19 protein-coding genes, 1 other RNA gene and 1 pseudogene are annotated in these 20,088 nt (G+C 75.0%); 7 read left to right on the top strand and 14 right to left on the bottom strand.

What is annotated here, in order from left to right; all coding sequences use genetic code 11:
- Nucleotides 1-9: 9 nt before the first annotated feature.
- Nucleotides 10-435 carry a VOC family protein gene (locus tag AB6N23_RS03110; protein ID WP_412864640.1) on the bottom strand — a complete coding sequence of 142 codons (426 nt, stop codon included), beginning with the start codon at nt 433-435 and terminating at the stop codon, nt 10-12.
- Nucleotide 436: 1 nt separating this feature from the next.
- Entirely contained in the window at nt 437-1,216 is a 780-nt protein-coding gene (locus AB6N23_RS03115) for a YaaA family protein (protein ID WP_412864641.1), read from the bottom strand.
- A gap of 62 nt (nt 1,217-1,278) precedes the next feature.
- On the opposite strand from AB6N23_RS03115, the gene AB6N23_RS03120 reads away from it, so the two are divergent.
- The gene (locus tag AB6N23_RS03120; RefSeq protein WP_412864642.1) at nt 1,279-1,662 is read left to right on the top strand and encodes a tautomerase family protein; all 384 of its coding nucleotides are present in this window, start codon (nt 1,279-1,281) and stop codon (nt 1,660-1,662) included.
- Nucleotides 1,663-1,675: 13 nt separating this feature from the next.
- Here AB6N23_RS03120 and rnpB read toward each other — a convergent pair.
- The 6 genes and pseudogenes from rnpB to map form a co-directional block, all read right to left on the bottom strand.
- Nucleotides 1,676-2,070, bottom strand: an RNA gene (gene rnpB / locus AB6N23_RS03125) — RNase P RNA component class A.
- Between the two features lie 110 nt (nt 2,071-2,180).
- Nucleotides 2,181-3,017: pseudogene (locus AB6N23_RS03130) on the bottom strand (DUF817 domain-containing protein); the annotation flags it as partial.
- 91 nt (nt 3,018-3,108) lie between these two features.
- The gene (locus AB6N23_RS03135; RefSeq protein ID WP_412864643.1) at nt 3,109-3,864 is read right to left on the bottom strand and encodes a VOC family protein; all 756 of its coding nucleotides are present in this window, start codon (nt 3,862-3,864) and stop codon (nt 3,109-3,111) included.
- A 26-nt stretch (nt 3,865-3,890) separates the two neighbouring features.
- Nucleotides 3,891-4,973, bottom strand: a complete 1,083-nt coding sequence (locus AB6N23_RS03140) for a fatty acid desaturase family protein (RefSeq protein WP_412864644.1) — start codon at nt 4,971-4,973, stop codon at nt 3,891-3,893.
- A gap of 109 nt (nt 4,974-5,082) precedes the next feature.
- On the bottom strand, nt 5,083-5,865 hold the full coding sequence (ppgK, locus tag AB6N23_RS03145) for a polyphosphate--glucose phosphotransferase (protein ID WP_412864645.1): 783 nt from the start codon (nt 5,863-5,865) through the stop codon (nt 5,083-5,085).
- Entirely contained in the window at nt 5,862-6,734 is an 873-nt protein-coding gene (gene map, locus AB6N23_RS03150) for a type I methionyl aminopeptidase (protein ID WP_412864646.1), read from the bottom strand. Before map ends, ppgK begins: the two co-directional genes overlap by 4 nt.
- Before the next feature lie 73 nt (nt 6,735-6,807).
- Between map and AB6N23_RS03155 the strand changes: the two genes are divergently transcribed.
- Nucleotides 6,808-6,978 (top strand): SPOR domain-containing protein, encoded by a 171-nt coding sequence (locus AB6N23_RS03155; protein WP_412864647.1) that lies wholly within the window; start codon nt 6,808-6,810, stop codon nt 6,976-6,978.
- 27 nt (nt 6,979-7,005) lie between these two features.
- Here the strand turns inward: AB6N23_RS03155 and AB6N23_RS03160 are convergent, their stop codons facing one another.
- Nucleotides 7,006-8,040, bottom strand: coding sequence for an endonuclease/exonuclease/phosphatase family protein (locus tag AB6N23_RS03160; protein ID WP_412864648.1), 1,035 nt, complete (start codon nt 8,038-8,040; stop codon nt 7,006-7,008).
- Nucleotides 8,037-8,909 (bottom strand): 3-methyl-2-oxobutanoate hydroxymethyltransferase, encoded by an 873-nt coding sequence (gene panB / locus AB6N23_RS03165; protein ID WP_412864649.1) that lies wholly within the window; start codon nt 8,907-8,909, stop codon nt 8,037-8,039. Before panB ends, AB6N23_RS03160 begins: the two co-directional genes overlap by 4 nt.
- Nucleotides 8,910-9,014: 105 nt before the next feature.
- On the opposite strand from panB, the gene AB6N23_RS03170 reads away from it, so the two are divergent.
- The 3 genes from AB6N23_RS03170 to AB6N23_RS03180 all read left to right on the top strand — a co-directional run bounded on the left by AB6N23_RS03170 (nt 9,015) and on the right by AB6N23_RS03180 (nt 14,748).
- On the top strand, nt 9,015-10,352 hold the full coding sequence (locus AB6N23_RS03170; RefSeq protein ID WP_412864650.1) for a glutamine synthetase family protein: 1,338 nt from the start codon (nt 9,015-9,017) through the stop codon (nt 10,350-10,352).
- 10 nt (nt 10,353-10,362) lie between these two features.
- Nucleotides 10,363-13,413, top strand: a complete 3,051-nt coding sequence (locus AB6N23_RS03175) for a bifunctional [glutamine synthetase] adenylyltransferase/[glutamine synthetase]-adenylyl-L-tyrosine phosphorylase (RefSeq protein WP_412864651.1) — start codon at nt 10,363-10,365, stop codon at nt 13,411-13,413.
- 96 nt (nt 13,414-13,509) lie between these two features.
- The gene (locus AB6N23_RS03180) at nt 13,510-14,748 is read left to right on the top strand and encodes a cytochrome P450 (RefSeq protein ID WP_412864652.1); all 1,239 of its coding nucleotides are present in this window, start codon (nt 13,510-13,512) and stop codon (nt 14,746-14,748) included.
- 21 nt (nt 14,749-14,769) lie between these two features.
- Here the strand turns inward: AB6N23_RS03180 and AB6N23_RS03185 are convergent, their stop codons facing one another.
- Together AB6N23_RS03185 and glnA are read right to left on the bottom strand one after the other, a co-directional pair.
- The gene (locus AB6N23_RS03185) at nt 14,770-15,138 is read right to left on the bottom strand and encodes a hypothetical protein (protein ID WP_412864653.1); all 369 of its coding nucleotides are present in this window, start codon (nt 15,136-15,138) and stop codon (nt 14,770-14,772) included.
- A 209-nt stretch (nt 15,139-15,347) separates the two neighbouring features.
- Complete coding sequence (gene glnA / locus AB6N23_RS03190) at nt 15,348-16,772, bottom strand: type I glutamate--ammonia ligase (protein ID WP_412864654.1); 1,425 nt, start codon at nt 16,770-16,772, stop codon at nt 15,348-15,350.
- Between the two features lie 179 nt (nt 16,773-16,951).
- Here glnA and AB6N23_RS03195 point away from each other — a divergent pair, with 179 nt between their 5' ends.
- Entirely contained in the window at nt 16,952-17,446 is a 495-nt protein-coding gene (locus AB6N23_RS03195; protein WP_412864655.1) for an RDD family protein, read from the top strand.
- Between the two features lie 91 nt (nt 17,447-17,537).
- On the opposite strand, the gene AB6N23_RS03200 is transcribed toward AB6N23_RS03195, so the two are convergent.
- Both AB6N23_RS03200 and lipA read right to left on the bottom strand, forming a co-directional pair.
- Nucleotides 17,538-18,272, bottom strand: coding sequence for a DUF4191 domain-containing protein (locus tag AB6N23_RS03200; protein WP_412864656.1), 735 nt, complete (start codon nt 18,270-18,272; stop codon nt 17,538-17,540).
- Nucleotides 18,273-18,339: 67 nt separating this feature from the next.
- A complete protein-coding gene (gene lipA / locus AB6N23_RS03205; protein ID WP_412864657.1) occupies nt 18,340-19,356 on the bottom strand; it encodes a lipoyl synthase in 1,017 nt (338 codons plus the stop codon).
- Nucleotides 19,357-19,552: 196 nt separating this feature from the next.
- Here lipA and AB6N23_RS03210 point away from each other — a divergent pair, with 196 nt between their 5' ends.
- Complete coding sequence (locus AB6N23_RS03210) at nt 19,553-20,062, top strand: flavodoxin domain-containing protein (RefSeq protein WP_412864658.1); 510 nt, start codon at nt 19,553-19,555, stop codon at nt 20,060-20,062.
- Nucleotides 20,063-20,088 lie beyond the last annotated feature (26 nt).

A 20,088-nucleotide genomic window follows, 5' to 3' on the forward strand; every position in this document is an offset into this window, starting at 1 on the left:
GCGCTCGCGTCAGGCGGTCGCCGCCTCGGCGTCGTCCGTCGCGACGAGCTCGACCTCGAAGCCGGCGGCGTTCTCGAGGTACGCGGCGTAGTGGTCCGCGCCCCCCGCGAACGGGTGCGCGTCCGGGAACAGCAGGGACCAGCCGTGCTCGCCGGCGCCGGCCGTGAGGGCGTCGACGTCGCGCCGCGTGCCCGCGTGGAACGCGAGGTGGTTCACGCCGGGTCGGCGGCGCTCGTGCGGCTCGTCCACCACGTCCGAGCCGGTCTCGAGCACGAGGTAGGTGGGGCCGAGGGTCCACGACGACCCGGTGCGCCACGTGCTCGTGCGCTCGTACCCGAGCGCGGTCAGGAGCCACGTGAAGGACGCCCACGCCGCGTCGTCGTCGGGGAGCCAGAGCTCGACGTGGTGCAGCGCGCCGCGCGCCCCGCCGACCACGTCAGGCCACCACGAGCGACAGCGTGCGGGCGCCGCGCCGCGGGGGCGCGTCGAGCTCGACGGCGAGCAGCGCGTCGCCCACGAGCGCGCTCGCCACGTGCGCGAGCTCCTCGGCGTCGCGGGGTGCGCGTCCGCGACGCGTGACGAGGTGGCGCGTGAGGACGCCCCGCGTGTGCTTGGCGTGGTGCGACACGACGGACCGGCGCCCGTCGACCTCACGCAGCACGCGGACCGTGACCCAGTCGGCGTCGGCCGGCGGCGTCCACGCCGCGAGGTAGGCGGCCGACCGGCAGTCGACGACGAGCGTGCCGGCCGCCTCCGCGGCGAGCGCCTCGCCGAGCGCGCCGCGCCACGCCGGCGCGAGCGGGCCGATGCCCGGCAGGTCCGTGCCCATCGACAGCCGGTACGCCGGGATGCGGTCGTCGGGGGTGACGAGGCCCCATAGCCCGGACACGATGCGGACGTGCTGCGCGGCGCGGGCACGCGCGGCGGGCGTGAGCCGGTCGAGGCCCGCGGCGCCGTAGAGCACGCCGGTGTAGACGCGGGACGCCGCGGCCGCCGGCGCGTCGCGGAGGACGGTGTTCCGCGCGACCTCGTCGGCGAGCCCCGGGGAGACGCCGAGCACGCCGGTCGCGTCGGGACGTGCGCTGACGTCGGCGAGCGCGTCGACCACCTTCGCGCGCAGCGGCGTCAGGGCGTCGTGGGACAGGTCCGCGAGGTCGACCGGCGCGCCGGACCGCGCCGGCGTCTTGCCCTCGGAGGGCGGCAGCATCACGAGCACCCCGCGACTGTAAGGTGCCGCGACGCGGCGTCCGGGCCGCGCCGGGGGACGGGAGGCGTGCGATGGCTCACGTGAAGGCCTACGGGCGCCGCTCGGTGTGGGCGCCGCGCCGGCAGGAGGTCTCGGACGCGGTCCACGCGGCCGTCACGTCGGCGTGGGGCCTGCCGCAGGAGAAGCGGTTCCACCGGTTCCTGTGGCTCGACGACGACGACCTCGTCGCGCCGCGCGGCGACGCCTACCTCGTCGTGGAGGTCGTCTGCTTCACCGGTCGCAGCCCGGCCGCCGTGCGCGCGCTGATCGCCGCCTTCTACGACGACGTCGCCCCGGCGCTCGGCCTCGCTGCGGACGACCTCGAGGTGGTCGTCCTCGAGAGCCCGCCCACGCACTGGGGCATCCGCGGGCGCTCGGGCGACGAGCTGACGCTGGACTACCGCGTCGACGTGTGAGCGCCCCGAGGGGCGGATGAGTCAGCCGGTACGCCGGGTTCTGTCCCCGCGCGCGGTCACCCCCGCGCGGGTGGCGGCCATCCATCTACGACGTACGTTGCCGCACGCCTCCAGCGGCCTACCCGGGAGCTCGGGCGGGCAGCCCTCGGACGCTCCCTGTCTGGCCTTGCTCCGGGTGGGGTTTACCTAGCCGCACCGGTCGCCCGGCACGCTGGTGGTCTCTTGCACCACCGTTTCACCCTTACCCCGTGCGGCCGGCGGACCGGTCGCACGGGGCGGTCTGTTCTCTGTGGCACTGTCCCGCGGGTCACCCCGGGTGGGTGTTACCCACCACCCTGCCCTGCGGAGCCCGGACGTTCCTCGGCGGTCCCTCCGGGGAGGGGCCGACGCGGCCGCCTGGCTGACTCATCCGCACCGGACAGCCTACCGGCCGGCACGCCGCCCGCGGCACCGGCACCGGCACCGGCGTCCGGCGGCTGCGGCGGGTACACCCACGCGACGAGGACGACCGAGATCAGCATGAGCAGGAACCACGAGCCCAGCTTGCTCAGCGAGACCAGGTGCCACCCGTCGGCCTGGGACGGGTACAGCCACGCGTCGGCGTAGGTGGCGACGTTCTCCGCGACCCAGATCGCGGTGGCGACGAGCAGGAACGCGACGACGACCGGCATCCGCCACGTCCGCGCGTGCACGCGGTAGTGCATGACCGTTCGCCCGAAGACGACCAGCACGGCCGCGACGAGCACCCACCGGGCGTCCGGGAGCCAGTGGTGCGTGAAGAAGTTGGCGTACACGGCGGTGGCGAGCACGGCCGTCACCCACCGGCGCGGCCAGCGGTCGAAGCGCAGGTCGAAGATGCGGAAGGTCCGCACGAGGTACGAGCCGACGGCCGCGTACATGAAGCCCGAGTACAGCGGCACGTCACCGATGCGCAGCACCCCGTCGGCGGCGTACGCCCACGACCCGGCGGACGTCTTGAACAGCTCCATCACGGTGCCGACGACGTGGAACAGCCCGACGACGCGCATCTCGCGCGCGGTCTCGAGCCGGGTGGCCAGCATGAGGACCTGCAGCGCCACCGCCGCCAGCGTCAGCGCGTCGTCGCGCGCGAGCCCCGCACCGTCCGGGTACCAGAACCGCGCGGCCAGCAGCAGCGCGAGCATGAGGCCACCGAACAGGCACGCCCACGCCTGCTTGAGCACGAACACGACGAGCTCGAGCGCCCACGTGCGCCAGCCGCGGTCGCCGAGGGCGCGCAACCGTGCGTGCGCCCAGCGGTCGATGCGCTCCTCGACGCCCGTGAACCCGCGCTCCGCGGGTGTCGCGGAGAGGACGGGGGCGGGGCGTCGCAGCACGGTCCCACCTCAGCACCGGGACGGTCGACCGCGCTCGCGGTCGAGGCGCGGGCCCGGGGGAGGGTGCGTGGACGTCCTGTGGCGGCGCGCGTCAGAAGCTCGCGCCGGCGGGCGAGTCCGGCGCGTCGCCGGTGGTCCCGTCGGCCGCGGCCAGCTGCGACGGCGTGCTGCGCAGCAGGCAGAACTCGTTGCCCTCGGGGTCGGCGAGCACGTGCCAGGCGACGTCCCCCTGGCCGACGTCGACGCGCGTCGCGCCCAGCTCGAGCAGCCGAGCGAGCTCCGTCTCCTGGTCGGACCCGTCGGCGGGACGCACGTCCGGGTGCAGCCGGTTCTTCACCCGGCGCTCGTCGGGCACGCGCAGGAAGAGCCACTCGGTCGCCGAGCCGTCCGACGGCGCGATGGTGACCTCGTCGTCGTCCTCCTCGGTCACCGGCCAGCCGAGGACCTCGGACCACCAGCGCGCCAGCGCGGCGGGATCGGCGGCGTCGATGCAGAGCTGCGACACGACCACGGGCATGCAGCCCACGCTAGGGGAGCCGGCGCGCGTGCGCGCGACGTCGGGAGTCCCGAGCACGACCGGCCCGGCGTCCAGGTCCCACGGCGGCGCCGCGTCACCCTCGCGCACCACGTCGAGCCGCTGCCGCTCCTGCTCCTCGACGAGGTGCTTGTGCGCCGGCTGGAAGATCTCGACGAAGTCCGGGAGCAGCCCGCCGCCGCCCACCGCACCGGGGCCGGACCGGACGGACAGCCGGAACCGGTCGAACCAGCCCCGCGCCACCGCGCGGTCGACGAGCACGAGCACGAGCACGACGCCGGCGACGACCAGCACCCATCCCTCGCCCTTCACGACCCCTGGATACCAGGGGAGGCGGGTCAGCGGTACTGCGTGCGGACCGGGCAGTCGAAGGGGTCGCGCGCGGCCAGCCCGACGCGGTTGAGGTACTGCACGACGATCGCGTACGAGCGCACCAGCGACGTCTCCGTGTACGGCACGCCGTTGCGGGCGCAGTGCGCGCGGACGATCTCGCGGGCGCGCGCCAGGTGCGGGCGCGGCATGCTCGGGAAGAGGTGGTGCTCGACCTGCGCGTCGAGGCCACCCATGAGCGCCGTGACGAACCGGCCGCCGTTGATGTTGCGCGACGTCAGCACCTGCTTGCTGAGGAAGTCGAGGCGGCTGTTCGCCGGCACGATCGCCATGCCCTTGTGGTTCGGCGCGAACGACGCGCCCATGTACACGCCGAAGACCGCGAGCTGCACGCCGAGGAACGCGGCGGCCATGCCGAACGGCAGCGCCCAGACGACCACCGCGACGTACAGCGACAGCCGCAGCGCGATCGTGACGAGCTCCGTCGTGCGCGCGCGCGAACCGGGCAGCGCCAGCAGGCTCCTGATCGACACGAGGTGGAGGTTGAGGCCCTCGAGCGTCAGCAGCGGGAAGAACAGCCAGCCCTGGTGGCGGACGATCCGGCGCACGAACCCGCGGGTCTCGCGCGCGTCCTCCTCGAGGAAGACGATCGTGTCCGGCGCGATGTCCGGGTCCTTGCCGACCCGGTTCGGGTTCGCGTGGTGACGCGTGTGCTTGGTCATCCACCACTGGTGGCTGATGCCGACGACGCCGTTGGCGAGCACCCGGCCGAGCCGGTCGTTCGCGGGTCCCGTCAGGAGCACCTGGCGGTGCGACGCCTCGTGCGAGACGAACGCGAACTGGGTGAGCACCACGCCGAGCAGGCCGGCGACCAGCAGCTGCCACCACGAGTGGCCGAGCAGGACGAACGCCGTGACGAGCCCGGCCAGTGCCGTGGTGAGCCCCGCGAGGAGCGAGATGTAGAACCCGGGCGTGCGGTCGAGCAGGCCCGCCGCCTTCACCTCCGCCGAGAGCTCGTGGTACGTGCCGGCCGCCGCCACGCGGGGCGACGTCGGACGGACGGGCGGGGTGACGACGGGTGCTGCAGCCACATGGCCTCCAGGCTCGGTTCGACTTCCCAGCCGTGGGGGTGAGCGGGTGCTCGACTCGCGGATGCCTCGACGGTACGGGGCGTTCCTGGGAGAAGCCTGGTACCGGCCGTCAGTGCGCGCCCTGCGCCGCCAGCCGTGCCGCGCCGACGATGCCCGCGGCGTTGCGCAGCCCCGCCGGGACGATGGGCGTCCGCAGGTCGAGCAGCGGCAGGAACTCCCGGTGCTTCTTGCTGACGCCGCCGCCGACCACGATGAGGTCCGGCCAGAACAGGTTCTCGACGACCGAGAAGTAGCGCTGCAGACGCTCCGCCCACTGCGGGAAGGTCAGCCCCTCGCGGTCACGGGCCGCGTCGGACGCGCGCGTCTCGGCGTCGAACCCGTCGATCTCCAGGTGCCCCAGCTCGGTGTTCGGCACGAGCACGCCGTCCACGACGAGGCACGAGCCGATGCCGGTGCCCAGGGTGACGACGAGGACGACCCCCGGCACGCCCTTGGCGGCGCCGTACTGCACCTCCGCGAACCCGGCGGCGTCGGCGTCGTTGACCGCGAGCACGCGGCGGCCCGACGCGGCGGCGACCGCCTTCTCGACGTCCGTGCCGATCCAGGACTTGTCGACGTTCGCCGCGGACTGCGCGACGCCGTGCAGGATCACGGCCGGGAACGTCACGCCGATGGGCACGTCCTTGTCGAGGTCGAACGAGTCGACGACCTCCGCGACCGTCGCGGCGACCGCGGCAGGCGTCGACGGCTGCGGCGTCGGGATGCGCAGGCGTTCGCCCGCGAACTCGCCGGTCCTCAGGTCGACGGGCGCGCCCTTGATGCCGGAGCCGCCGATGTCGACGCCGAACGCCGTGGCGACCTTGTGCTTCTTGTGCTTCGCGTCGTGGCTCATGGCAGCGTCAGGACCTCCGCGCCGTCGTCGGTGACCAGCAGGGTGTGCTCGAACTGCGCGGAGCGACGGCGGTCGGCCGTCACGACCGTCCAGCCGTCGTCCCACATCTCCCAGTCGGCGGTGCCCAGGTCGAGCATCGGCTCGATCGTGAACACCATGCCGGGCTGGATGACCGTGTCGTACGCGGGCGCGGCGTCGTAGTGCGGCACGACGAGGCCCGTGTGGAACGCGGGGCCGACGCCGTGCCCGGTGAAGTCGCGCACGACCCCGTACCCGAACCGTCCGGCGTACTTCTCGATGACGCGGCCGATGACGTTGATCTCGCGCCCCGGCTTCACGGCCCTGATGCCCCGCTCGAGCGCCTCCCGGGTGCGCTCGACGAGCAGGCGGGACTCCTCGTCGACGTCCCCGGCGAGGAAGGTGGCGTTCGTGTCGCCGTGCACGCCGTCGACGTAGGCCGTGATGTCGACGTTCACGATGTCGCCGTCCTGCACGACCGTCGAGTCGGGGATGCCGTGGCAGACGACCTCGTTGAGGGACGTGCAGATCGACTTCGGGAAGCCGCGGTAGCCGAGCGTCGACGGGTACGCGCCGCGCTCGACGAGGAACTGGTGGCCGACGGCGTCGAGCTCGTCGGTCGTCACGCCCGGCCGCACGTGGCGGCCGACCTCCTCGAGGGCCTGCGCCGCGAGGCGGGCGGCGACGCGGATGCGGGCGACCGTGCCGGCGTCGAACACGTCCGGGCCGCGCCACGGCGCCGGTGCCGGGCGGTCGACGTACTCGGGGCGGGGGATGCTCGCGGGCACGGGACGGCGCGGGCCGACCCGCCCCGGGACGAGGGCGGCGCGCGACGCGTGGACCGGCGGCATGCCTGGCAGTCTACGGATGGAACGGCCCGCCACCCGTCGAGGGGTGCGGGCGTGCGCAGGACGGAGGACCGCCGTGGCCGAGTACTGGTACAACACCCGCACCCACCAGGTCGAGGAGGGCAAGCGCAGCCAGTGGGCGGACCTCATGGGCCCGTACGCGACGCGCGAGGAGGCGGAGCACGCGCTCGACCGCGCCCGGCGGCGCACGGAGGCGTGGGACGCCGAGGAGGCGCAGGACCGCTGACGGCCGGCGCGCGACCCCTGGCCGGACTCAGCGTCGCGCGAGCACCGCGACGAGCGGCCGGTGGTCGCTCGCGCCGGTGGCCGGCAGCACCCGGGCGTCGACGACGCGCCACGTGCGGGCGTCGACGAGGACGTGGTCGATCGGCGCCGCGAGGAGCGTCGGCACGTCCGCCGGCCACGTGCCGTGCGCCGCGGAACCCGCCGCGCGCGCGGCGTCGACGCAGGGGCCGGTGTCGCGCAGCGCGGGGTGGTCGAGGGTCGCGTTGAGGTCGCCGGCGACGACCACGTCGCGCACGGTGCGGCAGACCTCCGCGACGGCGGCGGTCTCGGTGCGCCACGCGGCCATCGCGCCGCGGGACGTCGGGGCGAGGGGATGGGCCGCGACGAGCACCGGGCCGGGGCCCTCCGGGACGGCGACGAGGGAGCCGAGCCGGTCGCCGAGGCGCTGCGCGCGCGGGTAGGTCCCGACGCGCTCGTCCACGACCAGCGAGGTCCCCGCGACGTGCGGCACGTCGCTGGACCCGTGCAGCGCCTGCCAGCCGCCGGGCAGCAGGGCCGCGAGCGTCTCGGCCGTGGACCTCGACGTCTCCGGCAGCGCGACGACGTCCGCGTCGACCTCGCGCACCAGGTCCGCGAGCGTCGCGGCCGGCACGGCGTCGAGCGTGTTGAAGGTCAGGACGACGAGGTCGCGGCCCGGCGTCTCGGCACGCCCGCGGTCGCCGGCGGCCGCGGTGCTCGGACCCGGCGTGGGCACGGACCGCGCGACGAGCACGCCGGCGTGCGCGACCGCGACGAGCGCGCACGCCACGGCAAGGGGGAGCAGCGCCCGCCGGACCCGCGGGACGACGAGCAGCAGCACGGCTGCCACGGCGGCGACCACCGCCAGGACGCCGCGCAGCGCGACCGCCTGGGCGACGGGCCACGACCCCGCGGCGAGCGGCACGACGGTGACCACCCCGGCGGCGAGCACGGCCGCCGCCACGACGGCGACCGTGACCCGGCGCCCGCTCAGGCGCGCCACCCGCTCGCGCGCCGGACCTCGTCCCGCCGCCGTGCCCGTCACGCGTCGAACGAGTGCGCGTCCTGCGGGAAGCTGCCCGAGCGGACCTCGTCGGCGTAGCCGCGCGCCGCGGCCGCCAGGGCCGCACCCACCTCGCCGAACCGCTTGGCGAAGCGCGGCGACCAGTCGCCCATGCCGGCCATGTCGACCCACACGAGCACCTGCCCGTCGCACGCCGGGCCGGCGCCGATGCCGATCGTCGGGACGGGGACGACCTCGGTGATGCGGGCGGCGACCTCGGCGGGGATCATCTCGAGGACGACCGCGACGGCGCCTGCGTCGACCACCGCGACCGCGTCGTCGCTGAGCCGCTGCGCGGCGTCGCCGCGCCCCTGCACGCGCGGGCCGCCCAGCAGGTTCTCCGACTGCGGCGTGTAGCCCAGGTGCGCGACGACGGGGATGCCCGCAGCGGTGAGCGCCCGGATCTGCGGGACGACGCGCTGCCCGCCCTCGATCTTGACCGCGGCGACGCCCGTCTCCTTCATCATCCGGACACCGCTCGCGAGGGCCTGCTCGGGCCCGGCCTCGTACGAGCCGAACGGCAGGTCCGCGACGACGAACGCGCGCCGCGCCGCGCCCGCGACCGCGCGCGCGGCCACGACGAGCTCGTCGAGCGTCACGGGCAGCGTCGTCGCGTGCCCGTGCATCGTGTTCCCGATGGAGTCGCCGACGAGGAGCATGTCGATGCCGGCGTCGTCGAAGATCCGGGCCGTCACGGCGTCGTACGCCGTCAGCATCGTGAGCCGCTCCCCGCGCTGCTTGGCCGCCTGCAGGTGGTGGACGCGGACACGTGCGGGAGGGGCGGACGGCGCGCCACCCGGGGGCGTCGGGGCGCCGGTCGTGCCGGCGGCGGAGGGGTCGCTCGTGGGCATGCGTCGAGCGTAGACCGGGGCGCGTGGCCCGCACCGGCGGCGTGCGCCTCGCCACACCCGGACGCTGCGCCCGCCGACACCCCGTCATCAGGCAAGATGTGCGCCATGGACAGGCAGCAGGAGTTCGTGCTCCGGACCGTCGAGGAGCGGGACATCCGCTTCATCCGTCTGTGGTTCACCGACGTGCTCGGGATCCTCAAGTCGGTGGCGGTCGCACCCGCCGAGCTCGAGTCCGCCTTCGCCGAGGGGATCGGCTTCGACGGCAGCTCGATCGAGGGCCTCACGCGCGTGTACGAGGCCGACATGATCGCCAAGCCGGACCCGTCGACGTTCCAGATCCTGCCCTGGCGCGGGGAGCGGCACGGCACCGCCCGCATGTTCTGCGACCTGCTGACGCCCGACGGCCAGCCGTCGCTCGCGGACTCGCGCAACGTGCTCAAGCGGGCGCTGAACCGCGCGAGCGACCGCGGCTTCACGTTCTACACGCACCCCGAGGTCGAGTTCTACCTGTTCGACGCGCCCGCGGACCCGTCCCAGCCGCTGGTCCCCGTCGACCAGGGCGGGTACTTCGACCACGTCCCGCGCGGCACCGCGCACGACTTCCGCCGCGCCGCGATCACGATGCTCGAGTCCATGGGCATCTCGGTCGAGTTCTCCCACCACGAGGCGGGGCCGGGGCAGAACGAGATCGACCTGCGGTACGCCGACGCGCTGACGACGGCCGACAACATCATGACGTTCCGCACGGTCGTGAAGGAGGTCGCGCTCGAGCAGGGCGTGTTCGCGTCCTTCATGCCGAAGCCGCTGGCGGACCAGCCGGGCTCGGGCATGCACACGCACGTCTCGCTGTTCGAGGACGACCGCAACGCGTTCCACGAGCCGGGTGCCGACTACGAGCTGTCGAAGGTCGCGCGCCAGTTCATCGCCGGCCTGCTCACGCACGCCGCCGAGATCACCGCGGTGACGAACCAGTTCGTCAACTCCTACAAGCGGCTCTGGGGCGGTGCCGAGGCGCCGAGCTTCGTCTGCTGGGGTCACAACAACCGCTCGGCGCTCGTGCGCGTCCCGATGTACAAGCCGGGCAAGGGCAACTCGAGCCGGGTCGAGTACCGCGCGATCGACTCCGCCGTGAACCCGTACCTGGCGTTCGCGGTCATGCTCGCCGCCGGGCTCAAGGGCATCGAGGAGGGCTACGAGATGCCCGAGGGTGCCGACGACGACGTGTGGGAGCTCACCGACGCGGAGCGCCGGGCGCTCGGCATCGAGCCGCTGCCGACGTCGCTCGAGGCCGCGATCCAGGTGATGGAGCGCTCCGAGCTGGTCGCCGAGACGCTCGGCGAGCACGTCTTCGACTACTTCCTGCGCAACAAGCGCCAGGAGTGGGCCGAGTACCGCGCGCAGGTGACGCCGTACGAGCTGCAGCGGTTCCTGCCGCTGATCTGACGTCGCGGCGATGACGAGCAGCGCGTCGACGGGCCGCGGCGCCTCGCTGGCCGGCCGGCTCACCCGCGCCGGCGTGGCCGACGCCCCGCGGGCGCAGCGCCTGCTCGCCGACGCCGCGCTCCTCGACGTCGCGCCGGACGCCGCGGAGACGCTCGTGCCCGCGCTGCGCGACGTCGGCGACCCGGACGAGACGCTCCTCGCGCTCGCGAAGGTCGCCGGCGCCGTGCAGCGGGACCCCGCGCTGCGGGCCCTGCTGCGGGACGTGCTGGCCGAGGACGGCCCCGCCCGCGCGCGGCTGCTCGCGGTGACGGGTGCGTCCTCCGCGCTGGCCAACACGCTCGCCGCGCACCCCGCGAACCTGCGGGTCGTGGCGGACCCCGCGCCGGGCACGGCCGTGCCGGTCGCGGACGTGCGCGCCGAGCTGCTGGCGGCCGTCGGCGCGGACCCCGAGGTCGACGTGCCGGTCGCCGCGCTCGCCGGCGGCGACGGGACCGACGCGCTGCGTCGCGCGTACCGCACCCGCCTGCTGCGGATCGCCGCGACGGACCTCACCGCCGAGGACCCGCTGAGCCGGCTCCCGGGGGTCGCCGCGGCGCTCGCGGACCTCGCCGGTGCGGTGCTCGAGGCCGCCCTCGCGGTCGCGCGCGCGGAGCTCGAGGACCACGGGCGCGACGTGCGGCTCGCCGTGATCGGCATGGGCAAGGCCGGCGGCCGCGAGCTGAACTACGTGTCGGACGTGGACGTCGTGTACGTGGCCGAGCCGGTCGACGGGGCCGACGAGGACGCCGCGCTCGTCGCGGGCGCCCGCCTCGCCGCCGGCCTCGCCCGCGCGTGCGCGAGCCCGTCCGGCACCGAGCCCGCGCTGTGGCCCGTCGACGCGGCGCTGCGCCCCGAGGGCAAGGACGGGCCGCTCGTCCGCACGCTCGCCAGCCACCGCGCCTACTACGAGCGCTGGGCGAAGACGTGGGAGTTCCAGGCGCTCCTCAAGGCGCGCCCGCTCGCGGGGGACCGTGCGCTCGGGCAGGCGTACGTCGACGCGACGAACCCGCTCGTGTGGCAGGCGGTGGCGCGCGAGAACTTCGTCGAGGACTCGCAGGCCATGCGCCGGCGCGTCGAGCAGCACGTGCCGCGGGCCGAGGCCGACCGCCAGCTCAAGCTGGGCGTCGGCGGGCTGCGCGACGTGGAGTTCACCGTGCAGCTCCTGCAGCTGGTCCACGGCCGGGCGGACGCCGACATCCGCAGCGGCAACACGCTGACCGCGCTGGCCGCACTGGCCGCGGGCGGGTACGTGGGGCGTGACCACGCCGCGCAGCTCGCCGTCTGCTACCGGTGGATGCGGATGATGGAGCACCGCATCCAGCTGCACCGGCTGCAGCGCACGCACCTCGTGCCGACCGCCGACGCGGACCTGCGCCGGCTCGCCCGGACGATGGGCATGCGTGCGGACGGGCCGGAGGGCCTCCTCGAGCGGTGGCGCCAGACGCGCCGCGAGGTCCGCCGCCTGCACGAGGAGCTGTTCTACCGGCCGCTGCTACCGGCCACCGCGCGGCTGTCGACCGAGGAGGCGTCGCTCGCGCCCGAGGCCGCGCGGGCGCGGCTGGCGGCGATCGGCTACCGCGACCCGGCGGGAGCCGTGCGGCACATCGCCGCGCTCTCGGACGGGGTGTCGCGGCGCGCGTCGATCCAGCGGCAGCTGCTGCCGGTGATGCTGGGGTGGTTCGCCGACGGCGCGGACCCCGACGGCGGGCTGCTCGCGTTCCGGCGCCTGTCCGACCAGCTCGGCACGACGCACTGGTACCTCAAGCTCCTGCGGGACTCCGGCACGGCCGCGCAGCGCCTCGCGCGCGTGCTCTCGACGTCGCGGTACGTCGCCGACGCGCTGCGCCGCTCACCCGGCTCCGTGACGTGGCTGGCCGACGACGCCGAGCTGGAGCCCCGGACGGTCGAGCGGCTCGAGGCCGAGGCGGACGCGGTGCTGCGCCGAGCCGACGAGCCCGTGCCCGCCGTCACCGCGCTGCGCGCGCTGCGCCGCCGCGAGCTGGCCCGCACCGCCGCGGCCGACGTCCTCGGCGTCGTGACGAGCACCCGCGCGTCGCAGAGCCTGACGACCGCGGCCGACACGGTCCTCGCCGGGACGCTGCGCGTCGCGGAGGCGGAGGCGCGCGCCGAGCGGGGTCTCGACGCGTCGCCGACGCGGCTCCTCGTCGTCGCGATGGGACGGTTCGGCGGGCGGGAGATGGGCTACTCGTCCGACGCCGACGTGCTCTTCGTGCACGACCCGCTGCCGGGTGCGGAGCCGCGCCTCGCCCAGGAGTTCGCCGTGTCGGCGGCGACGCGCGTACGCCAGCTGCTCGGCGCCGTCGGCCCGGAGCCGACCCTCGCGGTGGACGCGGACCTGCGACCGGAGGGGCGCAACGGGCCCCTGACGCGGTCGTTCGACGCGCACGTGGAGTACTACGGCCGCTGGTCGTCGCCGTGGGAGAGCCAGGCGCTGCTGCGGGCACGGCCCGTCGCGGGCGACGTCGAGCTGGGGGAGCGCTTCGTCGCGCTGGTCGACCCGCTGCGCTATCCCGAGGGCGGGCTCGACCCGTCGGTGGTCCGCGAGGTGCGGCGCATCAAGGCGCGCGTCGAGGCCGAGCGGCTGCCGCGCGGTGTCGACCCGACGCGGCACCTCAAGCTCGGGCGCGGCGGGATCGCCGACGTCGAGTGGACGGCCCAGCTCCTGCAGCTGCAGCACGCGCACGCCGTGCCCGACCTGCGGACCACCTCGACGCTCGACGCGCTCGCGGCCGCGGCCGCCGCCGGGCTGCTCGACGACGACGACGCGCGCGAGCTCCGCGAGGCGTGGGAGCTGGCGTCCCGGCTGCGCGACGCGAACGTGCTGTGGACCGGACGGGCGGAGGGCGCGCACGCCGACGTGCTGCCGCACGACCGGCAGGCGCTCGGCGGCGTCGCCCGCGTCGTCGGGTACCCCGCGGGGTCCGGGAGCCTGCTCGAGGAGCACTACCTGCGCACGGCCCGCCGCGCCCGCACGGTCGTCGAGCGCGTCTTCTACGGCTGAGCGGCGGCGTCGCCGCGGGCCCGCCGCGACGGCGGTGCGGAGCGGGCGCCGTCACCCGGATGGCCGACGTCGGCGCCGGGACCTACGCTCGACCGGGTGACGGCCACCGCGGACGGGCAGACCCGCACGGGCACGGGCGGCTGCCCCGTGCGGAAGCTGACGCAGCCCGACGACGCGCTCGCGCCCGACGTCGAGCCGCTCGCCGGGCCCGCGCCACGGCTGCGCGTCCGGTCGTTCGAGCTCGCGCGCGCGGTGCTGCGCCACCCGGAGGCGACGCGCCAGGCCGGCTTCGGCGCGGACGGGTTCCACGGCGGCACCGCCGGCGCCTCGATCCGTCCGCCCGTCCTGTACCTCGAGGGCGACGCGCACCACGCGCAGCGCCGCGCGGCGGCACGCTTCTTCGCACCGCGGACCGTGGAGGGCTACCGGGACTGGATGCAGGAGACCGCCGACCGGCTGGTGGCACAGGTCCGCACCGACGGGTGGACGGACCTGTCGCGCCTGTCGATGCAGATGGCGGTGCAGGTCGCCTCCCGCGTCATCGGCCTCGACCGCGCGGCCGCGCCGGGGATGCACCACCGGCTGGACGCGTTCTTCGAGCCCCCGCACCCTGACGCACGCTCGCCGCTCGGGCGGTGGCGTGAGGCGCGACGCAGCACCGCGATGCTCCGCTTCTACCTGCTCGACGTGAAGCCGGCGATCCGCGCGCGGCGCCGCGCGCGGCGCGACGACCTCATCAGCCGCCTGCTCGACGACGGCTTCAGCGACGTCGACATCCTCACCGAGTGCGTGACGTACGCGGCCGCCGGCATGGTGACGACGCGCGAGCTCATCACCGTCGCGACGTGGCACCTGCTCGACGACGACGCCCTGCTCGCGCGCTACCGCGCGGGTGACCGGGCGGAGCGGCTCGCGCTCGTGGAGGAGGTGCTGCGGGTCGAGCCGGTCGTGGGCCACCTCCTGCGACGGACGGTCGAGCCGCTCACGCTGGACGGGCCGGGCGGTCCGGTGGACGTGCCGGCGGGGACGGTCGTCGACATCGACGTCCGCGCCGCCAACGCCGACGCCCGCACCGTGGGGGAGGCGCCGCTGGGGCTGTGCCCGGGCCGCTCCCTGCCGCGCTCGGTGCCGCCCGCTCTGCTCGCCTTCGGCGACGGGCACCACAAGTGCCCGGGCGCGCCGATGGCGGTCATGGAGGCCGAGATCTTCCTGTCGACGCTGCTGCGCGACGACCTCGCGGCGGCCGGCCCGCCGCGGGTGCGCTGGAGCGAGGTCACGCAGGGCTACGACCTGTCGGCGCTGCGGGTGCGGCGCCTGCCGCGCCACGACGGCTGAAAGGCAGCCGACCGCGCGGGCTCAGGCGCGCGGGTGCGCGGCGGCGCGGAACGCGTCCCACCGCACCGGGTCCGCGGCCTCCGCGTCGATCCGGTCGACGTGCTCGGCGAACGCGGCCATGATCCCCTCGCGGTTCCACGTCTCGCCCCAGTCGGCGCCCAGGTGGCGCAGCGTCCAGCGCAGGTCGAGCGGCTCGGCGTCGGGCCACGCCGGGCGAAGGGTCCCGTCGAGCTCGCCGTGGTAGATCCACGTCAGCAGGCGGAACCGGTCGGTGGCCACGGTGCACTGCGGGATGCCGTGGTCCCCGGTGCGCGCGTCGACGACGCGCAGACGACCGCCCGCGAGGAGGTCGGCGCACTGCTCCCGCACGATCGCCTCGACCTGCTCCATGCCGCTCCTTCCGTCGGGTCGGCCGCCGGAGGCCGGCCGCGGCGAGCGTACCCGCGCGTCGCCACCGGCGGCGGGACGGGCGGGGTGCGGGGCGGCCGAGCCGACGGTCGCCGCCGCGCGCGACGGCACCCCCGCCGCCACGAGGGCGACGGGGGTGCCGGTTCCTGCCGAGCCCGCGGCCCCTGGGAGCAGCCAGGGACCGCGGACGATCACACGTCGAAGTAGAGCTCGAACTCGTGCGGGTGCGGCCGCAGACGGATCGGGTCCACCTCGGCGGAGCGCTTGTAGTCGATCCACGTCTGGATGAGGTCGGGCGTGAAGACGTTGCCCGCCGTGAGCCAGTCGTGGTCGGCCTCGAGGTTGTCGAGGACCTCGGCGAGGGTGCCGGGGACCTGCTGGATGAGGGCGTGCTCCTCGGGGGGCAGCTCGTAGAGGTCCTTGTCGACCGGCTCCGGCGGCTCGATGCGGTTCTGGATGCCGTCGAGGCCGGCCATGAGCATCGCCGCGAACGCGAGGTACGGGTTCGACGACGGGTCCGGCACGCGGAACTCGACGCGCTTGGCCTTCGGGTTCGAGCCGGTCACCGGGATGCGGATGCACGCGGAGCGGTTGCGGGCCGAGTACACGAGGTTGACCGGCGCCTCGAAGCCGGGGACCAGGCGGTGGTAGGAGTTCACCGTCGGGTTCGTGAACGCGAGCAGCGACGGCGCGTGCTTGAGCAGGCCGCCGATGTACCAGCGGGCGATGTCCGACAGGCCGCCGTAGCCCTTCTCGTCGAAGAACAGCGGCTCGCCGTCCTTCCACAGGGACTGGTGCACGTGCATGCCCGAGCCGTTGTCGCCGAAGAGCGGCTTCGGCATGAAGGTCGCCGTGCGGCCGTTCTCGTGCGCGACGTTCTTCACGACGTACTTGAACAGCTGCACCTTGTCGGCCGACTTGGCGAGCGTGTCGAAGCGGTAGTTGATCTCCGCCTGGCCGGCGGTGCCGACCTCGTGGTGCGCGCGCTCGACCTGGAGGCCGAGGGCGTCGAGCTGCAGCGAGATCTGGTCGCGCAGGTCGGCGAAGTGGTCGACCGGCGGGACGGGGAAGTAGCCACCCTTGTAGGGCGTCTTGTGGCCGAGGTTGCCGCCCTCCTCGACGCGGCCCGTGTTCCAGGCGGCCTCGATGGAGTCGATGTAGTAGTACGACGCGTTCTGCTTCGTCTCGAAGCGGACGTCGTCGAAGATGTAGAACTCGGCCTCGGGCGCGAAGAACGCGGTGTCCGCGATGCCCGTCGACTTGAGGTACGCCTCCGCCTTGGCGGCGACCTGGCGCGGGTCGCGGCTGTAGGGCTCGTCGGTGTACGGGTCGACGATGTGGAAGTTGATGTTGAGCGTCTTCTCCGTGCGGAACGGGTCGACGTAGGCCGTCGTCACGTCCGGCATGAGCTTCATGTCGGACTCGTGGATGGCCTGGAAGCCGCGGATCGACGAACCGTCGAACATCTGGCCGTCGGTGAAGAAGTCGGCGTCGAGCGAGGCGGCCGGCACGTTGAAGTGCTGCATGACGCCGGGCAGGTCGCAGAACCGCACGTCGACGAACTTGACGTCCTCGTTCTTGATGAACGCCAGGACTTCCTCCGGCTTGGTGAACATCCGCTGCTCCTCGGGTGGGGGGTGCCCGGCTGCCCCGGGCGTCCCCGAGGCTAGGCACCCGGGGTTTCCCGCCCGTGCCGCGGTTGTTTCGGCGAGGTTACGGAGGGCCTGCCCGTGTAACGATCGCTCGAGCTCCTGGTCGAGCGTCCGAGGCGTGGACCGACCGTAGGCTGGACGGCATGGCGACGCGTGACTCCATGGGCTCCTGGCTCGAGGGCGGGCCCGGCGGGGGCGGCGACCGCGAGGGGAGCCCGCTCGGCCTCCCGGCCGAGGGCAGCGGGTCGCTCGCACGGCTGCCGCGCCGGCTCGCGGCCCTGGCCGTCGACTGGCTCGCGTGCCTCGCCGTGTCGGCGGTGCTGTTCCCCGTGACCGCCGACGGGCTGTTCCTCGTGCGCGGCCACGAGCTCGCGACGCTGGGCGTGTTCGCGGTGGAGAACGCCGTCCTGGTGGGCACGCTCGGGCACACGCTCGGGCACCGGCTGCTCGGGATGCGCGTGACGCCGGTGGCCGGCACCGCGCACGGCGGCGGCGCGGTCGCGGCGGGCGTGCCGGGCCTGCTGCGCGGCCTCGTCCGGGCGGTGCTGCTGTGCCTCGTCATCCCCGCGGTCGTGTGGGACGCCGACGGCCGCGGTCTGCACGACCGTGCGGCGGGTACGGTCCTCGTCCGCCGCTGACGCGTCCGCGGCGACGTCCGCCCGCGACGAGGCCCGGGAACGAAGCCCGGGGACGAGGCCCGGACGCGCCGCGACGGGGTCGGGCGGGCCGTCAGCGGCCGCGCATGCCCTTGCGGTCCGGGCGTGCACGCGTCGGGTCGATGCCCTTCGGCACCGGCAGGCGCACGGCGCCGAGCGCGGTGAGCCGGCGCAGGACCTCCGCCACCTCCTGCTTGGTGAGCTGCGGCTTGAGCTTCGTCACCGTGCGCGGGAGCTTGCGCAGCGGCACCTGGCCCTCGCCGTTGCCGCACTGGATCACGTGCACCGGGGCGCCGGAGACGACGCGCGCGGTGCGCTTGCGCTCGGACTCGAGCAGCTTGCCGATGCGGTGCGCGGGGCCCTCGCCGACGAGGACGACGCCCGGGCGGCCGACGCCGCGGAACACCATGTCCTGCGTGCGGGGGTCGACGGCGACCGGCTCGTCGCCGAACGTCCAGCCGCGGCGCAGCGTGCCGAGCGCGGCGAGCGAGGCACCGGGGCGGCCCTCGATCTGCGTGTAGGCGGCGGTCTCGGCGCGGCGGGCGAGCACGAACATCGCACCGAGGACCGCGAACGGGATGCTCAGCAGGAGCACGTAGACGACGCTGCTCGTGAGCAGGCCGATGACCAGCCCGAGGGCGATGATGCCGACGAACACGGCCAGCAGGATCCAGGTCACCGCCGGGTCCTGCCGGCGGGTCATCTGGTACGCCTGCCACACCTGGTGGTACCAGCGGGTCTTCTTGACCTTGCCCGTCCCCGCGCCGGCGGAGGAGCCCTGCGGGGTCGTGGAGCGCTCGCGTGCCATGGGTCGGCAGTCTACCGGCGGACGGGTCGGGCACCGACCGCGCGAGGGCGCGGTCGGTGCCCGGCGGTCAGCGCGCGGTGGGCGTGCGTGCCAGCAGCGCCGAGGCCTCCTGGCGCGAGGTCGTCGGCTCGCCGAGGTGCGCGAGCGCGTCCGGGATGGGCAGCCCGCGCCGACGCATGGCCTGGCCCCACAGGCGCCCGGCCCGGTAGGACGACCGCACCAGCGGCCCGGACATGACGCCGAGGAAGCCGAGGCGCTCCGCCTCCTGCGACAGCTCGACGAACTCCTCGGGCCGCACCCAGCGGTCGACCGGGTGGTGGCGCACCGACGGGCGCAGGTACTGCGTGATGGTGACGAGGTCGCAGCCGGCCTCGTGCAGGTCGCGCAGCGCGTCGGCCGCCTCCTGCGTCGTCTCGCCCATGCCGAGGATGAGGTTCGACTTGGTGACGAGGCCCGCGGAGCGTGCCCGCGTCAGCACCGACAGCGAGCGCTCGTAGCGGAAGCCGGGGCGGATCTGCTTGAAGATCCGCGGGACGGTCTCGAGGTTGTGCGCGAGCACCTCGGGCCGGGACTCGTTCACGACGTCCAGCAGCTCGGGGATCGCGTTGAAGTCGGGGATGAGCAGCTCGACACCCGTGCCGGGGTTGAGCGCGTGGATCTGGCGGACGGTCTCCGCGTAGAGCCAGGCGCCGCCGTCGGCCAGGTCGTCGCGGGCGACGCCCGTCACGGTGGAGTACTTCAGGCCCATCGCGCGCACCGACTCGGCCACGCGGCGGGGCTCGTCGGCGTCGAAGTCCGCCGGCTTGCCGGTGTCGATCTGGCAGAAGTCGCACCGGCGCGTGCACTGGTCGCCGCCGATGAGGAACGTCGCCTCGCGGTCCTCCCAGCACTCGAAGATGTTGGGGCAGCCCGCCTCCTCGCAGACCGTGTGCAGACCCTCCTTGCGCACGAGCCCCTTGAGCTCGCTGTACTCGGGGCCCGTCGTCGCGCGCGTGCGGATCCACTCGGGCTTCTTCTCGATCGGGGTGGCGGCGTTGCGTGCCTCCACCCGGAGCATCCGGCGTCCCTCGGGGGCGATCGTCACGTGGTCAGACTAACCCGCGCCCGGCCGTCCACCGCCGGTGCGCGGTGTGACGGGGGCCTCGCCGCTCGGGCCGCCGCGGGCGTCCGACGGGGACCTCGGTCCCGGGTCGAGGTGCGGTGGGCGGCGGACCCTGGAGGGGAGCCGGTCCGGGCGCGACGGGGCGCCCGTGCCGGTGGGTCCAGGGGAGGTGACGGACGTGCGGGTGCTGGTGAGCGTGGCGTCGCGGCACGGTGCGACGCGGGAGATGGGGGCCGTCGTGGCGCAGGAGCTGCGCGACGCGGGCCACGAGGTGGTGGAGGTCGAGCCGGAGGACGTCGAGCGCGTCGACGGGTACGACGCGGTGGTGCTCGGGTCGGCCGTGTACGTCGGCCGTCTCGCGCTCGGCCTGCGCGCGCTGGTCGACCGGCAGGGCGGGCAGCTGCGCGCGCGGCCGGTCTGGCTGTTCTGGTCCGGGCCGCTGGGGGACCCGCCGGTGCCGGCGACCACCCCCGACGACGTCACGGAGGTGGCGCGGGCGGTGGGCGCCCGCGGTGTCGCCGTCTTCCCGGGGCGGCTCGAGCGGCGCGGGCTGGACCTGTCCGAGCGGGCGCTCGTCGCGCTGACGCGTGCCGAGCCGGGGGACTACCGCGACATGGACGCCGTGCGGGCGTGGGCGCGGGACGTCGGCGCCAGGCTGCGCGGCGGGCGCGCGGTCGGCGTGCGCTAGGCGCCGGCGCGCGCGGCGGTCACCTC

Source organism: Cellulomonas pasadenensis (assembly GCF_047229365.1).
In the GTDB taxonomy this organism is placed as follows: Bacteria; Actinomycetota; Actinomycetes; order Actinomycetales; family Cellulomonadaceae; genus Cellulomonas.

Excerpts from the sequence above, each read along its gene's own strand:
- AB6N23_RS03195 (WP_412864655.1), top strand. The coding sequence starts at position 16,952 with ATGGCGACGCGTGACTCCATGGGCTCCTGGCTCGAGGGCGGGCCCGGC.
- glnA (WP_412864654.1), bottom strand. The coding sequence starts at position 16,772 with ATGTTCACCAAGCCGGAGGAAGTCCTGGCGTTCATCAAGAACGAGGAC.
- AB6N23_RS03170 (WP_412864650.1), top strand. The coding sequence starts at position 9,015 with ATGGACAGGCAGCAGGAGTTCGTGCTCCGGACCGTCGAGGAGCGGGAC.
- panB (WP_412864649.1), bottom strand. The coding sequence starts at position 8,909 with ATGCCCACGAGCGACCCCTCCGCCGCCGGCACGACCGGCGCCCCGACG.
- AB6N23_RS03185 (WP_412864653.1), bottom strand. The coding sequence starts at position 15,138 with ATGGAGCAGGTCGAGGCGATCGTGCGGGAGCAGTGCGCCGACCTCCTC.
- AB6N23_RS03200 (WP_412864656.1), bottom strand. The coding sequence starts at position 18,272 with ATGGCACGCGAGCGCTCCACGACCCCGCAGGGCTCCTCCGCCGGCGCG.
- AB6N23_RS03120 (WP_412864642.1), top strand. The coding sequence starts at position 1,279 with ATGGCTCACGTGAAGGCCTACGGGCGCCGCTCGGTGTGGGCGCCGCGC.
- AB6N23_RS03175 (WP_412864651.1), top strand. The coding sequence starts at position 10,363 with ATGACGAGCAGCGCGTCGACGGGCCGCGGCGCCTCGCTGGCCGGCCGG.
- map (WP_412864646.1), bottom strand. The coding sequence starts at position 6,734 with ATGCCGCCGGTCCACGCGTCGCGCGCCGCCCTCGTCCCGGGGCGGGTC.
- ppgK (WP_412864645.1), bottom strand. The coding sequence starts at position 5,865 with ATGAGCCACGACGCGAAGCACAAGAAGCACAAGGTCGCCACGGCGTTC.